Genomic DNA, 15699 nt, shown 5'->3' with positions numbered 1-15699 from the left:
AAGATAAAAAGTAGAAAAGTCTCGTAAGAGGCTTTTTTTTATGTAAATTACAAAATCCTAAATTTCAAAGATACTTGCCTTTTTCTATAAAGGGAATAGCTGAGTGTTTTTAAAATATATAATAATTAAAATAAATATTGGTTTTTCTGAATTGATTAACCATAATTGAGAAAATATAGCCATTAGATATGGGAATTTTAGATTCAGTATTAAAGGTTTTTGTTGGAGATAAATCCAAAAAAGACATTAAAGAAATTCAACCCAGGGTTGACCAGATAAAAAAAGCTTTTAAAACCCTGTCCGGGTTGAGTAATGATGAATTAAGGGCAAAAACCTATGCTTTTAAAGAACAAATTAATGAAGCAAGACGCCCAATATTGGCTAAAATCGAATCTTTAAACGAAGAAGCCAATCAAACCGAAGACATTGATCGGAAAGAAGATATTTACAACGAAATTGATACTCTAAAAAAAGAATCTTATGAAGTTTCAGAAAAAGTTCTAAACGAGATTTTACCTGAAGCTTTTGCGGTAGTCAAAGAAACTGCCAAAAGATTTACGGAGAACGATTCGATTACTGTTCAAGCTTCTACAATGGATCGTGAGTTGTCTGGAGTAAAAGCGTATGTTTCTCTAGAAGGTGAAAATGCTATCTGGTCTACAAGCTGGGATGCTGCCGGGAAAGAAGTTTCCTGGGATATGATACATTACGACGTACAGCTAATTGGAGGTATTGCTCTTCACGAAGGAAAAGTTGCTGAAATGCAGACGGGAGAAGGTAAAACCTTGGTAGCTACCCTTCCGGTGTATCTGAATGCACTTTCGGGTAATGGGGTGCACCTGGTAACGGTAAATGATTACCTGGCACGTCGGGATTGTGAGTGGATGGCCCCTATTTTTCAATTTCACGGATTAACAATTGACTGTATTGACAACCATCGTCCCAATTCGGCAGAAAGAAGAGCGGCTTATAATGCGGATATTACCTATGGTACCAATAACGAATTTGGTTTTGATTACCTGAGGGATAATATGTCGCATGCTCCTTCGGATTTAGTACAACGACCTCATAATTACGCTATTATTGATGAGGTAGATTCGGTATTAATTGATGATGCCCGGACACCTTTGATCATTTCCGGTCCGATACCTAAAGGAGACGTACATGAATTTGAACAATTAAAGCCAAAAATTTCGGATGTAGTGGCTAAACAACAAAAGCTATTAACTACAGTACTGGCAGAAGCTAAAAAACTAATTAAGGAAGGAAATACTAAGGACGGAGGTTTTAAACTACTACAAGTATACCGGGGAATTCCTAAAAATAAGGCCTTAATCAAATACTTAAGTGAGGAAGGGATTAAGCAATTACTTCAGAAAACTGAAAATTTTTACATGCAGGACAATAATCGGGAAATGCATCAGATCGATGCCGACCTGTATTATGTAATTGAAGAAAAAAATAATCAAATTGACCTTACGGATAAAGGAGTAGATTATCTATCCGGAAAAGAAGACCCGGATTTCTTTGTACTTCCACAAATTGGGATGGAAATTGCCAAAATTGAAAAGGAAGGTTTATCTAAAGAAGAAGAAGCTGAAAAGAAAGAAGAACTGTTTCGAGATTACAGTATAAAAAGTGAACGTATCCATACCTTAAGACAATTATTAAAGGCGTATTCTTTATTTGAAAAAGATGTGGAATATGTAGTGATGGACAACAAAGTAAAAATTGTCGACGAACAAACCGGACGTATTATGGACGGTCGTCGATATAGCGATGGGTTGCACCAAGCAATCGAAGCCAAAGAAAATGTAAAAATTGAAGATGCCACGCAGACTTTTGCTACCGTTACCCTACAGAATTACTTTAGAATGTACAACAAGTTATCCGGGATGACGGGTACTGCTGTTACAGAAGCGGGCGAACTTTGGGAAATCTATAAACTGGATGTTGTTGAAATTCCAACCAACCGTCCAATTGCCAGAGATGATAAAGACGATTTGGTTTATAAAACCAAACGAGAAAAATACAACGCGGTTATCGACAACGTAACCGAACTCTCTAGAGCTGGAAGGCCGGTATTGATTGGTACTACCTCCGTAGAAATATCCGAACTCTTAAGTCGGATGTTAACCATACGTAAAGTACCGCATAACGTATTGAATGCTAAATTACATAAAAAAGAAGCAGATATTGTTGCCGAAGCCGGTAATCCTGGGGTGGTAACCATTGCCACCAATATGGCTGGACGAGGTACGGATATTAAATTATCTGATGCTGTAAAAAAAGCAGGAGGATTAGCCATTGTAGGTACGGAGCGTCATGATTCAAGAAGGGTTGACCGTCAGTTACGAGGTCGATCCGGTAGACAGGGAGATCCGGGTAGTTCACAATTCTACGTATCGCTTGAAGATAACCTAATGCGCTTATTTGGGTCAGAACGTATTGCAAAGATGATGGACCGTATGGGATTAAAAGAAGGAGAAGTAATTCAACATTCCATGATTTCCAAGTCCATTGAGCGCGCGCAAAAGAAAGTAGAAGAAAATAACTTTGGGGTTCGTAAACGATTATTAGAATATGATGATGTCATGAATGCCCAGCGGGAGGTAGTGTATAAAAGACGTTATCATGCCCTATTCGGAGAGCGATTACGAGTGGATATCGCAAATATGATTTATGACACTGCAGAGGTTATAACAGAAACTAATAAAAATGCGGTAGATTATAAAAACTTCGAATTTGAGTTGATTCGGTATTTCTCTATGAGCAGCCCGGTTAGCGAATCGGATTTTGAAAGCCAGGATATTCAAAAAATTGCCGGAGAAGTATATAAAGCCGCTTACCAGCATTACCAGGAGAAAATGAAGCGGAATGCAGAAATTGCTTTTCCAGTTATCAAACAGGTGTATGAAGATCCTACCAGTAATTATGAGCGTATCCTGGTTCCGTTTACCGACGGGGTTAAAAGCCTGAATGTAGCAACGAACCTTCAAAAAGCTTATAAAACCGAAGGAAAACAGTTAATTACGGATTTTGAAAAGAATATTACCCTGGCCATTATTGATGATGCCTGGAAAACGCACCTGCGTAAAATGGACGAATTAAAACAGAGTGTCCAGTTAGCCGTCCATGAACAAAAAGATCCTCTATTGATTTATAAATTTGAGGCCTTTGAATTATTTAAAGCCATGATTGAAGAGGTAAATAAGGATGTCATTTCTTTCTTGTTTAAGGGTGAATTGCCAAGTAGCAATACACAGAATATTTCGGAAGCTCGGCAGGTAAGCCGTAAAGAGAACCTGGAAACTTCTAAAGAGGAAATTCCTAATATGGATGAACGAGCTGCCGTAAGTAGGTCTGCCGGTCAAACACAACCCCAACAACAAGTAATAGAAACTATTGTTCGTGATCAACCTAAAATAGGTCGAAATGACCGGGTTGTAATTAAACATGTCTTAAGCGGAGAAAATAAAACGGTAAAATACAAGCAAGCCATCCCACTTATCGAAAAAGGGGAATGGATTCTTACTGAAGGAAATTAACAGATACAGGTAAATAAATATAAAATAGAATAGAAGATTCATGTTATCTAGTATTGATTTAGTTATATGATTAGCTCAACATTTTCAAAAATTTATAAGTTGTTTTTTATTAAAATTTTATATTTAAAGTAGCTAAAGGCTTATAAAATAACAAAGAGTTATCATTCAATTGGACTAATAAAGTATGTATGTATGTTACCGGTAAAAATTCTGCTACTTGAAGATAATGAAACAGATGTAGCTTTAATTAAAAGAATAGTACTTAAACAATTTCCTGAAGCGCAATTCACCTTGGTAAAAGAATTGGCTGACTTTGAATTTGCTATCAAAAATCGGGTAGCGGATATGGTCATTGCTGATTACAACTTGATAACGTTTAATGCCTTGGATTTATTAAAAATTATTGCTGATCAGAATTCAAGTATTCCTTGTATCGTAGTATCTGGGGTCATATCCGATCAGGAAACCATTTCCGAACTTTTTAAACAAGGTGCGAAAGATGTAGTTTTAAAGAGAAATTTAAATCATTTAAACGAAAGGTTGAATACTACCTTTAAGAAATTGAGAGAGATGTACCTTAAGCGTCCGGAGATTTTTGAAGCTCAACATCGTGTTAGGAAACAACTTGCAATACTTGAAGAAAGAATAGAAAAGCTAATTTTACTGGAAAACTCAAAAAGTAAAGATCTGAACCTACTTTCCAGCATTGATTTTAAAGAATTAGAGCATATGGTCTGTAAGTATTATGAAAATCAACTAACTATTTAATTAAGTTGTACATCCCGTTTGATCTTACGATAGGTTTTAGGGCTTACACCATATTTATCTTTAAAAAGTTTAGAAACATAACTTTTACTCTGGATACCAATTTCATAGCTGATTTCTGAGATGCTTAGATCCGTATTTATCAGGAGATCTACCAACTTTTCCATACGTTTCTCTTTAATATAATCATTAATAGAAAGCTTAAAATGACTTTGGAAACCACGTTGCAATTTCTTTTGAGAAATGCCTACTATTTTTGCTATATTAGATACCGACATAGATTCGGATACATTGTCTTTAATAAACGATGCTGCTGCTTCAATATATTTAATATCTGAATTACGAGGTATATTTGAGCTCGTTTCCCCATCGTCGTCCAGGTATTGTAATAACTGATTATAAAGAATTTCATTTGCCTTATTTTCCAGGAAAAAAGAACGCATAAAACCTTCTAATTCACAATTTTTGTATTCATAAATAATATCAGCAATTTCCAGGCTACAACTAGCCTTATACCAAATTAGTTTTTTACTGTCCAGGTCATTAAACAGAAGTTTTAAACTATCTTCTAGGCCTTCTTCAAATTGTTTTAACTTATGATGAAACTGCTTTCGGTTGATTTCAATACTAAAAAGACTAATATTCTCACTTTTAGGAATTTTAAAAATGTTACTATACTTGTTATTGTTGGATACTATTAAATTTTCAAAAGTCTTAATCGTAGTGTCTCCGTCAAGACCTTTAAACTGGTGTTGAATATTTTGACCAATATTAAAAATAAATTTAAGAGGGTGAATATTATCTTGTGCTAATTCTATAATAAGATCATCATGCAGCGAATAAAAGGCTTCAATTACTCCTATTCCAGAATCAAAAGAAGTTCCTTTAATTTCTCCGGTACCAATATGTTCCGGTAGTATTATTGAAATTACATTAAAAGATTCTTTAACCGACACTTCAAAGTACTTTGCCATATCTACTACAATATCCCTTACTGTAGTATCTTTTATGGAAAGCATTTTATTCATAATTTAGTTATATAATATAAATGTAAGTTTTAATTATGAAATGTCACAAATGAGTCTCACATTTTTAATGAATTCATGAAAATCCCATAAACCTTACAAAACCATTGTCTTATATCGGTAAAGCCCTAACAATTTTAAGAAATCTTATAGAATAAAGTAGTGCAACTTAAAGACCCGGAAATGATAAAGGGTTCGGACAATTATTTTTATACGTAGCCAAAGTAGCAGATGAACATACTCCGGGATAATCTCCGGAATGCACTCCTATATCTTTGATAACCTGATAATGTAAATGAGGTGCATAATCACCGTTAACAGAATGATCTCCCAAAGCACAAAAAACGGTACCTTTTTTAAGCCTCTGTCCAACTTCAATCTGCTCAATTGATGCTAAACTTAAATGACCGTAAAGTGTATAGAAGGTGGTATTATTTAGTTTATGTTCAAGTATTATCGTAGGTCCGTAATCTCCTAATTTATTATTGTTTTTGAAACTATGTACGCTAGCATCAAAAGGGGTAGCTATCAGAGTACCCGCTTTACACCAGAAATCAACCCCCAGATGGATATTTCTACGGGGCGTAGTACCTTTGTTTTTAAATACCTGGCTTCTATCATAAATAGCACGTTTTTCCAGATAGCCCCCGTAAGCAACAGAAGCTTTGTGCTCTGTAAGAAAATTTGCTATAAAAGTATCCATGGCAATAGCTGATGTAATATCTATTTGCTTTAATGCTACATTGGATTGAGAAAGATCAATTTCTACGTATTGTTGATGTAAAGGATACTCAGGTAAAAGAATGGGAAAGATACTATTCATAACTGTGTTAAAAAGGGAATATAAGACAAAAATAAAAACCTGCTACCGAAGTAGCAGGTTCTTCCCCAAATAATTTGCATACTAAAGTATGCCTCGTGTTAATAAAAATTATGTCTGTATTCCAATTTTTATTCGATGGTAAGCAGTTCTGTCTTTTCTACAACTGCTATTTGTCTTTTATTATTTTTTAAATAATATTTTCCGGATGGTAATTGTGATAAATCAATTACATTATACTTTTTAGTCAGCACATGAATATCATTTTCAAATTCAAACACTTTTATAATATCACCGTCGGTAAAATCAAGAATTTCAATACTATTGTCAACTTGTTTAATTTTCAGAGGTTGGTAATGAGTAAAGTCGTTTAACGGTTGCTCCTCAGCAGTACTATCTTCATTTTCTACGACTAATGGCGCATCTTCAGTAATTAAAAATTCATTAGTGGTTTCGTCTATCTCTACAATTTCACCAGTATTGATAACTTCAACTGTCCGACCTGAATTGTCTATGATTGTATAAGAACCTTCTGGTAATTGACTTAAATCAATTTGACCTCTTTTCTTTGACAAGACATGAACTCCACTTACAGTTTCAAAAACCTTAATTTTATTTCCTTCTTCAAAATTGGTAACTGTTACTATCTGTCCTTCTTGTCTAACTTCTAATGCTTCTTTTTCAGTATTAGCAAATAATAGAGTAGGTATTGCTAATGATAGAATGATAAATAATTTCATTTGGGGCGTAATTTTTATATCAATACTTTAATCTTGTTGCGTGAATACCATACAATGATAAGTGTTTTTACCATACCAATAAAATAATTTCCCCTTTTTTAGACCAGTTGTTTTAGAAATTCGTTGAAATACACAAAATCTTAAAATTGATTTAAAAAAAATCATAAATAATTGATTAACAAATATTTAAAAATTAAAATTATCTTAAAAATAGATGAAATACAAAAATTAAAGGATGAAATACGCAAAGTTTAAAATATAATTTGACACTAAAAGTTGTTGATAAAAAGAAGAATCAGCGAACTTATATGGATTGTAAACTAATGTTACAATATTTTGCCTGAATATTGATTAAGTTTTCTGTATTTCTGGAATTTTGGTAGCCACTAACAAAGATATTTTCAAAGTTTTTTCGTGCGGAGACTTTAACTGATTTAGAAATCTGGATTTTATTCTGTGAACCACTTAATGAAAAGTTAAATACTACTTCTTTAGGTACTTTTAATTGAAAGTCCGCATTCTGTACTAATAAATCTAAAGTTTCAAAATCTTTTGCTAAAGAAGAAATAGAAATAGTTCCGAAACTACCGGAAATTGCCGTATTCTTCTGAAGTTCCTGCATAAAGATATTACTAGAATCGGAGTTAATACGAAGATTACTCACCGTTTGTAACCTACAGTTCTTAACGTAGTTTAAGGCTAAATGCCCACTACTCCATTTTTTTACAAATATCGGAGCATAAGAAATTTCAATAATAGACTGTTTTCCGGTAATTTCATCTGCAGTAAGACTAGTATAGGCTAAAGAAGCTTTAACATTAGCTACCGATTCAAAAATTCTTACACTTCCATGTCGTACCTTTAGCTCCAATTGCGTGGTAGCAGGAACACTAACCTCAAGGACTTTAGTCACTTTATCCTGAACTCCTTTTTTACGACGAAATTGATAAACGGTAACAGTATCTCCAATATACTGCGAAACTTCTGTCATATCTGTAGTAGAACCCTTAATGAACCTATCCATATAAGTCGTGGTAGTTGTATGATAACCCGGAAGATCCGTACTAGCCAGGAAAATATGATTACTTTCTTCTGACAGGTTTTGTAACCATAGTTTTAATAAATCATCAGAATTATTTCCAAATTTCTCCCGAATCTGGTGATGCCATTGTTCTACGTAGCGTTTTTCATCTTTTATATACAATGCTGTGTCAAAATCAATACTTTTTAGCTTTTTATTTAACTGGTTGACTTTATATTGTTGTTTACTATTATTTAAAACCGGATTTAAAATACTTGCAATTACAGCGTGTAAGGTATTAATGTCTTCCGGTTGAATCTTTTTGAAAACAGATGAAGATACTTTGGGTTCTCCCGCCCAGAACTTTGCCGTAGTGGTTTGAATTACAATTCTATTTAAATCCTTACTAGCGGTCACCTCCCAGTCAGCCAACAATTCTTTTTTTGTTTCTTTTTGAATATCACCTTCAAAATATGCGTGAACGGCTACTTCGTTTTTTTCAGAAGGTTTTATGATTATTTTAGAATAATTACTATTTACCTGTAAGGTTAAATTATCTTCAACTTTAAAAGTTTTTACAAACTTGTCAAGTCTTTTTTGAGCTACAAGGTTGGAGATACATGCTAAAAACAGCAGTAGTATACTAAGCCTGTAAATCAATATAGTTTTCATTTTCAAGAGTATCCAGTTCTTTAAGTTTACTGTTTAAACGATTTAAAAGTGATAAACGAAGGGTCAGGTTTTCCATCATAGCCTCAATACTTTGAGGATTAGGTCCCAATTCCATTAATTCTATATTGAGACTTTGATACTCCTCATCTAGTTCTTTTAACCTACGCATAAAACTTTGTACCAATTCCTGATTATTGCTATCAATAGTGATTTCTGATATACCTAATTTTATATTTTTAAGAAAATACTGTTCTGCCTTTTCGTATTCGGGAGATATGGAAGCCAGCGATGAGGTTTGTTTGGGTAAAATCACTTTAGCATTTTGCACATCACTTACACCCGGTATAAAATCAGCTTTATTATTCGAATTTCCCATAAAAAGGTAAGAAAGGCTAATTGACAATACCATAATCAGTCCCGCCGTAATTCGTATCCAATTGGTATTCCAAAATCGTTTCGTATTTTTTTCCTGAACAGGTAACTCCTGCTCCAGTTTTGATAAAAAGTTTAACTCATGGTTATCAGATAACTGATTTATTGGTAATCCCCTATCTTTTTTTAACAACTCTCTAAGATCCTGTCCCATATCGTAAATGTTTAAGTTGTTCCTGTAGTTGTTTTTTTCCTCGATGTACTAAGGTACGAGAAGAGACCGGGGTAATATTTAAGATTTCGCTAATTTCTTTATGATCGTAGCCTTCTACTAAAAAGAGCATGACGGCATATCTGTATTTCTCCGGTAACTGTTCGATAGCTTTTTTAACTTCTTCCAGCGTAACCGAGTCTTCAACCACCCAATTTTCCTGTTCTTCAACCGAAGTCATAATTTGTTCGTTAAGCGCAATAGTTTGCAGTTTTTTAGCCTTTAGCATATCAATACTCTTATTAATCACAATACGCTTTAACCAGGCTCCAAAAGTGACATCACCATTAAACTGATGCAGTTTTGTAAAAGCTTTGATAAAAGACTCCTGCATGGCTTCTTCCGCTTCAAAAGGATCTTTAAGAAAACGCAGGGCAACGTAATACATACCATCGCAGTATTTTTTATACAATTCCATTTGCGCCTTTCGGTCGTTTTTCCTGCACTTGTCTATCAATTCAATCTGTAGCAAAACTTCTTATATTAATGGTTAAAAAACAGCTGTCTCCTTTTTATAGATACCTATAAAACTATAATTTTTTAGTGATGTTACAAAATATACATAAAAATCATACCGAACTTTAAAAAAACAGTTGATCTTCGGATTTAATGAACGAATGTATACTTCTTGATGAGTATTAAAAAAAAGGTTGTTTGGTCTATTTACGAAAGTACCCATTTTACGTAGCATACTTAACTTAAGACCAAACAACCTTTCTTACCTTTTATAGAAGACTTTTATTCGTCCAATAAAATATTTAAAGTTACATCAATATTGTCCCGGGTAGCCTTGGAGTACGGGCATACTTTATGCGCTTCATTTACCAGTTTTTCACCGGTTTCAATATCTACCGTAGGTAAATATGAATCCAATATTACGGATAGTTGAAAATCTTCTTCTTCGGTTTTACCTATAGAAACCGAAGCGGTTACTGAAAAATCACCAAGGTCTATTTTGTGTTTATCTGCCACATGTTGTAAGGCACTTCCATAACAAGCAGAATATCCGGCTGCAAACAATTCTTCCGGATTGGTATTATTACCTCCCTCACCTCCAAGTTCTTTAGGTACACTCAATTGATTATCAATAGCTTTTGAACTTGAAGTTACTTTACCTGCCCGACCACCTTTCGTTGTCGCCTCTGCAGTATACAATGTTTTCATATTTTACGTTTATTTTAAATTCAATATAGTGTATCTTACCTAAAGTTTAAACATTAGGTTTCTTAAAATTATAATAAAGCTATCCCGTGTCCGGAAAGGAAAAATCGACAGAAAGCATACCTAAAGTGCCCTCTCATATTAATAGAAAACTGGCAACTTCTTTTCAAAAGAGCAGGCTATCTCCGGATATTGTTCCTTTTTTATTTGAAGAAATTCGTAAAGGTAGTATTGTTGCCTTAAGCCAGGGAATTACACTGGTTGAAAGCAAAAAAGAACAAGACAACATACTTGCACAAGAGTTAATTCAAAAATGTTTGCCCTACAGTGGCAATTCCGTCCGGATCGGAATTACGGGAGTGCCCGGAGTAGGCAAAAGTACATTTATTGAAACCTTAGGCACTTACTGGATGACACAGCATAAAAAACTGGCTGTTCTGGCAGTTGATCCTTCCAGCTCTATGACCAAAGGGAGTATTATGGGGGATAAAACCAGAATGGAAAAGCTGGCTGCCTCAGATCAAGTTTTTATACGACCGTCTGCCGCCGGAACGTCGTTAGGTGGTGTTACGCAAATGACCCGTGAGACCATCATACTTTGTGAAGCCGCTGGATATGAACGTATCATTGTTGAGACGGTGGGGGTAGGACAAAGCGAAACTGCCGTTTACCATATGACTGATATATTTCTATTATTAAAACTAGCCGGAGCCGGTGATGAATTACAAGGTATTAAAAGAGGTATTATTGAATTAGCCGACGCCATTTTAATTAATAAAGATGATGGTGATAATCAACTGGCAACTAAAAAAGCTAAAAATCACTTCAGCAAAGCACTACATTTATTATCAGTTAAAGAAAATGACTGGCAACCTAAGGTTCTTAGTTGTAGCGCACTGCACAACAAAGGTATCGCCGAAGCAAACCTAATGATAGCGCAGTATGTTCAATTTACCAAGCAAAATAAATCTTTTGATCGGAGAAGAAAACAACAGGATATAAACTGGCTACATAAGACTATAGAAAACAGGTTATTATCACAATTCTATCAAAATAAACAATTACAATCCGAAATTGCCTCTCTTGAAAAATTAGTAGTTAATAAAAAACTGTCCCCCTTTCAAGCTGCGGAAACCCTTTTAAAGAAGTTTACATAAAAGTTAAAATCTATTCGTCTGAAATCACTACGTCCAGTTCTTCGGATTGATTGGTAGTTTCTACACTAGTATCTTCCTCATCCATAAAGTTTGCCATGGTATCTGACAAGCGTTTACTAATTTTAACCAGGTAGATCGTTTCTTCTGTTCTTACTTCGACCGCTTCGACCGTTTCGTTGTGCTGATTTCTAAAAGAAATAATATCTCCGTCGTTGTAACCGTCAGGAAATTTATTGATAAGAAGGTTTAGAATGTCTTCGTTCAATTTTTTGTAATCTACTATTACTCTTTTCATAAGTATTTATTTAAAAGTTAGTTATTAAAAAACAACCTCAATAAATGATTTTGTAATAATAGATTTACATACGCTTTACAAAAACATCATTACGGTTTAGTCAAAATATTATACATGTATTCTACCCTTAAGTTATTACAAGTTAAAATAAAAATTTTAATGAAAAGCAAAAAAAAGTGGAATTGAACTGTTAAATTTTAATCCTATCCGTTTATAATAGTATCTTTCATCGATAGTGTTATAAAATGCCTTTTATGTATTATTTAAAGCGGTACGGTTTATTGATAAGTATAAGTCTTTTGTTTTGTACAATATCTTACTTTTTTGTTTTTAAAACCGAAGCTACTTACTACTTTATTGAAAAACTTTCAATAGAAGTCCGTAATTACTTCGGGCATTATTATTTGTACCTGGGATTTTTAAGTGTATTCATAGTAATAGGAGTGGCACTATTACCTGCAGGTAAGCAAAAATTAGGTAAGAGTTTTGAAAAACCTTCCTATTCACGTTTAGAATGGGTTTCTATGTTATACAGCGCAGGGATGGGTGCAGGGATTCTACTGCGTGCTGTACAAGAACCCGTATTTATGAAAAACAACCCTCCGATTGTAAACGGTGCAAGTACTGATATTATCGCACTCGAATATGTGTTCTATCACTGGGGGTTTACTGCATGGGCATTTTACGCACTGTTTGCCATCATATTTGGTTACGCCATTTTTGTTAGGGATACCCCGGTAAAGATGAGTAGTACCTTTTATAGTTCGAAAGCGGTACGTCAACCTACTTTTATAAACAAAGCTTATCTATCGATTATTGACCTCTTATGTATTTTTACCACTATCTTCGGGTTGGTAGCAGCTATTGGACTAGGTACAACACAAATTGAAGGAGGTTTAGCCTATTTATTTGATACCACTATCTCCATATCCCAAACCGTATATATTGTACTAGGTATTTCTATAATTGCCGGGATATCTGCTTATGCGGGAATATCAAGGGGAATTAAATTGATCTCAAAAATTAATATCTATTGTACGGTACTTCTTTTACTGTTTGTTCTTTTTCAGGAAAACGTACTTCAAATTATATCCCGTTTTTTTATTGCACTATATCACTATATTATAGATTTTATACCCTTAAGCCTGGCCCTAGGTAACTTTAATCCGGGAACCTCTTTTTTAACCGATTGGACCTATTACTACTGGGCTTTCTGGTTGGCCTGGGCACCTTTTACCGGAATTTTTATTGCCCGTATTTCCAGGGGAAGAACTATACGAGAACTAGTATTAGGTGTTTTATTAATCCCATCCTTAGGAACGTTTTTCTGGTTTACCACTTTTGGAACTGCTGCTTTTGAAATTATAAAAAATAGCTTAGCCTACACCGGAGAGTTTGACAATGTTTTCACCTCTGTTTACCAGTTCTTTTCGTACTACCCCTACGCTAGCTTCGTTAACTCGGTTATCCTTCTGCTCCTGGTAAGTTTTCTGGTGACCTCATTGGATTCAGCCATTTTTGTATTAAGTATGTTTACCGATGGAGGAAAGAAAGAACCTGGGAAGAAGCACAGGTTGATCTGGACATTACTATTAACTTTATGTACCATCGGCATCATCTTTTTAGGGAATAGTAATGATCAGGTAGATGTCCTGATTGCCATGCAAAAGTTATTAATTATTACTTCGCTACCATTCTCTTTGCTAATGATCGTGATGATTGTGTTATTTTTTAAAACGCTTTATACTACACGATCAACTAAATGCAGTTGAAAGTTGTATCTAAATACTTAAAATACATTCAAGAAAAAGCGTTAACCCGCCCTGGTCGGACGGGCAGGGCGGGTTAACGCTTTTTGTGATAAAATAAAGAAAAGTAGCCTGTCCTGAATTTTATTTAGGATATTGAACTCTTCAGTTGAACTCAGAATAATTTAACTTTTCTAATAAAAACTTTTGTTATTGCTAGTTTTTTACTGATTTAATAAAATTTATTATTCAAACGCACTACTGTAAAATATAATCCTAGCTTACCATTTCTTCAACTAACTCTCTTACGCTTATTTATTTATACAATTACGGTTTGTTCTATTAAAATAGTATCCAGTTCTTCGGCAACTTTACTAGAAGACATTGGGTTCTGACCGGTGATTAGCAGTCCGTCCACTTCTACATGAGTTGTAAAAGGTAGGGCTGCTGAGGTATAGTTACCTCCTTTTTCTTTTAAAGCATCTTCTAAGAAAAAAGGAATTGTATCATCTTTTAAAACCAACTTTTCTTCGGCGTTTGAGAATCCGGTTACTTTCTTATTTACCAACAATGCAGGATTTTCTTCGGCAGCTTTTATCAGTGCTGCTGGCCCATGACACACCGAAGCTACAGGTTTTCCCTGTACTAGCATTTGGTTGATGATGCTTGCGGAGGTTTGGTTATTAGCCAAATCAAACATAGGTCCATGTCCTCCCGGAAAAAATACGCCGTCAAATTTTGACACATCTACTTCATCGAGGGTAATAGCATTCTGTAATCGTTGTTTCACTTCCGGATCTTCTTGAAAACGTCGGTTTGAACTGGTAATATTCTCGGTTAATTCACTTACCGGATCAATCGGTGGATAGCCTCCTTTAGGGTTCGCAATGGTTATCGTATATCCTTTGTCAATAAAATAGTAGTAAGGCTCTGTGAATTCTCCGAGCCACAGTCCTGTGGTAGTATCTGTATTCAGTAACTCACTGTGTGATGTTGTTATAATCAGTATGTTCTTCATAGCACATTTTACTTTAATTATTTAAACAATATTATACGCTTTACTTAACTTCCTGGTATTTTTTCTACAAACAATCGTATCACAATTTGAAGTATAAGTTCGGTTAAATTTGATTGGCTTTAATTTTTGTTCTGTTATTTTAGCATACGTGTTCATAAAATAGCTTTTTAAATGAATTAATAATTTCTTGTAATTTGTACCTGGCAAAATTCTTAAAATAGCATCGATTTTATCTTACATAATTTTAAAAGGATATTATAGGACTTTTAGCTTACCCAGTATGGCACCTGCCTAAGGAGATATTATACTATGTATCATGCTATTTTTTTATTTGATAAAACAATTGGTAGAAGGGAAAGTGATTTGATTCATTTAAGAATAAAGAATAGCACTCTTGAAAAATTGAAGGGAAGAACCCTTAAAGTACTTTGCTTTTTTACAATGAAAAGTTTAAACTTGAGTTGATAAAAAGATTTTGCGCTACGTCATTCGTGTAGTTTTCAATTCGGTGTTCAATACCTAATTCTAAACTGATACTTTTAGTGACAACCCATCCGAAATCCATAAGAAGTCGTTGATCAAATTCCGGTTGCGTTGAAGAAGCCACACTCCATAAACTTTCCGTTCCGAAAGCAATATAAAGCTCATGTATATCTAAGACCTGTCCTTTTAGAGGAAAATCTAACATAAATCGATAACGAAATCTATGAATAGTTTCTTCCTTGCTAATTCGTTGTTCGGTGCGTAGCCGATGTCCGTAACGTACTGAAAATCCTCTTTTAGTCAAAGAATACTGCTCGGTAAATCGCAATTCGTCTTCTTTATCTTCGGAAAAAAGCTGTCGGAATCGATACTGAATTCCGATTGCCAGGGTTTGGTTATCCAAAATCCGAAGCTGGGAGAAATGAAAAAGATCTAATTGTTGTACCTCCCAAAATGATTTAGCCTCTCGGCTGAAAGAATTTCGCTCTTCAATTCCGTTCGTATGAGAATACATTGGAGTTATTTTATATTCCAGGGTCACCTGAGGTTGCATAAAACCCCCGAAGTTGCTTTGAGCTGCGACTCCTTGTAGCATAAAGCAGG

General features: G+C 34.5%; 14 protein-coding genes. 4 read left to right on the top strand and 10 right to left on the bottom strand.

Annotated elements, in window-relative coordinates:
- The first annotated feature begins 188 nt into the window (after nucleotides 1-188).
- Both secA and NBT05_RS09995 read left to right on the top strand, forming a co-directional pair.
- Nucleotides 189-3548, top strand: a complete 3360-nt coding sequence (secA, locus tag NBT05_RS10000) for a preprotein translocase subunit SecA (RefSeq protein ID WP_265769726.1) — start codon at nucleotides 189-191, stop codon at nucleotides 3546-3548.
- 192 nt (nucleotides 3549-3740) lie between these two features.
- Nucleotides 3741-4316 carry a response regulator gene (locus tag NBT05_RS09995; RefSeq protein WP_265769725.1) on the top strand — a complete coding sequence of 192 codons (576 nt, stop codon included), beginning with the start codon at nucleotides 3741-3743 and terminating at the stop codon, nucleotides 4314-4316.
- Here NBT05_RS09995 and NBT05_RS09990 read toward each other — a convergent pair.
- From NBT05_RS09990 to NBT05_RS09960, 7 genes are all read right to left on the bottom strand, one after another.
- Nucleotides 4313-5341: a helix-turn-helix domain-containing protein gene (locus NBT05_RS09990; RefSeq protein WP_265769724.1), complete on the bottom strand. Its 1029-nt coding sequence runs from the start codon at nucleotides 5339-5341 to the stop codon at nucleotides 4313-4315. The two genes, NBT05_RS09995 and NBT05_RS09990, sit on opposite strands and share 4 nt — an antisense overlap.
- Before the next feature lie 166 nt (nucleotides 5342-5507).
- Nucleotides 5508-6161, bottom strand: a complete 654-nt coding sequence (locus tag NBT05_RS09985) for a peptidoglycan DD-metalloendopeptidase family protein (RefSeq protein WP_265769723.1) — start codon at nucleotides 6159-6161, stop codon at nucleotides 5508-5510.
- A gap of 128 nt (nucleotides 6162-6289) precedes the next feature.
- A complete protein-coding gene (locus tag NBT05_RS09980) occupies nucleotides 6290-6898 on the bottom strand; it encodes a hypothetical protein (RefSeq protein WP_265769722.1) in 609 nt (202 codons plus the stop codon).
- 304 nt (nucleotides 6899-7202) lie between these two features.
- Entirely contained in the window at nucleotides 7203-8591 is a 1389-nt protein-coding gene (locus tag NBT05_RS09975) for a hypothetical protein (protein WP_265769721.1), read from the bottom strand.
- On the bottom strand, nucleotides 8563-9177 hold the full coding sequence (locus NBT05_RS09970) for a hypothetical protein (RefSeq protein WP_265769720.1): 615 nt from the start codon (nucleotides 9175-9177) through the stop codon (nucleotides 8563-8565). Before NBT05_RS09970 ends, NBT05_RS09975 begins: the two co-directional genes overlap by 29 nt.
- Nucleotides 9161-9652: an RNA polymerase sigma factor gene (locus NBT05_RS09965; RefSeq protein WP_265769719.1), complete on the bottom strand. Its 492-nt coding sequence runs from the start codon at nucleotides 9650-9652 to the stop codon at nucleotides 9161-9163. Before NBT05_RS09965 ends, NBT05_RS09970 begins: the two co-directional genes overlap by 17 nt.
- Before the next feature lie 320 nt (nucleotides 9653-9972).
- Nucleotides 9973-10398: an organic hydroperoxide resistance protein gene (locus NBT05_RS09960; RefSeq protein WP_265769718.1), complete on the bottom strand. Its 426-nt coding sequence runs from the start codon at nucleotides 10396-10398 to the stop codon at nucleotides 9973-9975.
- Between the two features lie 86 nt (nucleotides 10399-10484).
- Between NBT05_RS09960 and meaB the strand changes: the two genes are divergently transcribed.
- Complete coding sequence (gene meaB, locus NBT05_RS09955) at nucleotides 10485-11552, top strand: methylmalonyl Co-A mutase-associated GTPase MeaB (RefSeq protein ID WP_265769717.1); 1068 nt, start codon at nucleotides 10485-10487, stop codon at nucleotides 11550-11552.
- A 10-nt stretch (nucleotides 11553-11562) separates the two neighbouring features.
- Here the strand turns inward: meaB and NBT05_RS09950 are convergent, their stop codons facing one another.
- Nucleotides 11563-11847: a hypothetical protein gene (locus tag NBT05_RS09950; RefSeq protein WP_265769716.1), complete on the bottom strand. Its 285-nt coding sequence runs from the start codon at nucleotides 11845-11847 to the stop codon at nucleotides 11563-11565.
- Between the two features lie 254 nt (nucleotides 11848-12101).
- On the opposite strand from NBT05_RS09950, the gene NBT05_RS09945 reads away from it, so the two are divergent.
- Entirely contained in the window at nucleotides 12102-13619 is a 1518-nt protein-coding gene (locus NBT05_RS09945) for a BCCT family transporter (protein WP_265769715.1), read from the top strand.
- A gap of 295 nt (nucleotides 13620-13914) precedes the next feature.
- Here NBT05_RS09945 and NBT05_RS09940 read toward each other — a convergent pair whose 3' ends face one another.
- A complete protein-coding gene (locus NBT05_RS09940) occupies nucleotides 13915-14613 on the bottom strand; it encodes a type 1 glutamine amidotransferase domain-containing protein (RefSeq protein ID WP_265769714.1) in 699 nt (232 codons plus the stop codon).
- A 436-nt stretch (nucleotides 14614-15049) separates the two neighbouring features.
- Complete coding sequence (locus NBT05_RS09935) at nucleotides 15050-15691, bottom strand: DUF2490 domain-containing protein (RefSeq protein ID WP_265769713.1); 642 nt, start codon at nucleotides 15689-15691, stop codon at nucleotides 15050-15052.
- Between the last annotated feature and the right edge of the window lie 8 nt (nucleotides 15692-15699).

Source organism: Aquimarina sp. ERC-38 (genome assembly GCF_026222555.1).
In the GTDB taxonomy this organism is placed as follows: Bacteria; Bacteroidota; Bacteroidia; order Flavobacteriales; family Flavobacteriaceae; genus Aquimarina.
Note: the sequence above shows the minus strand (reverse complement) of the source record. Positions and strands in the feature narration are given on the sequence as shown.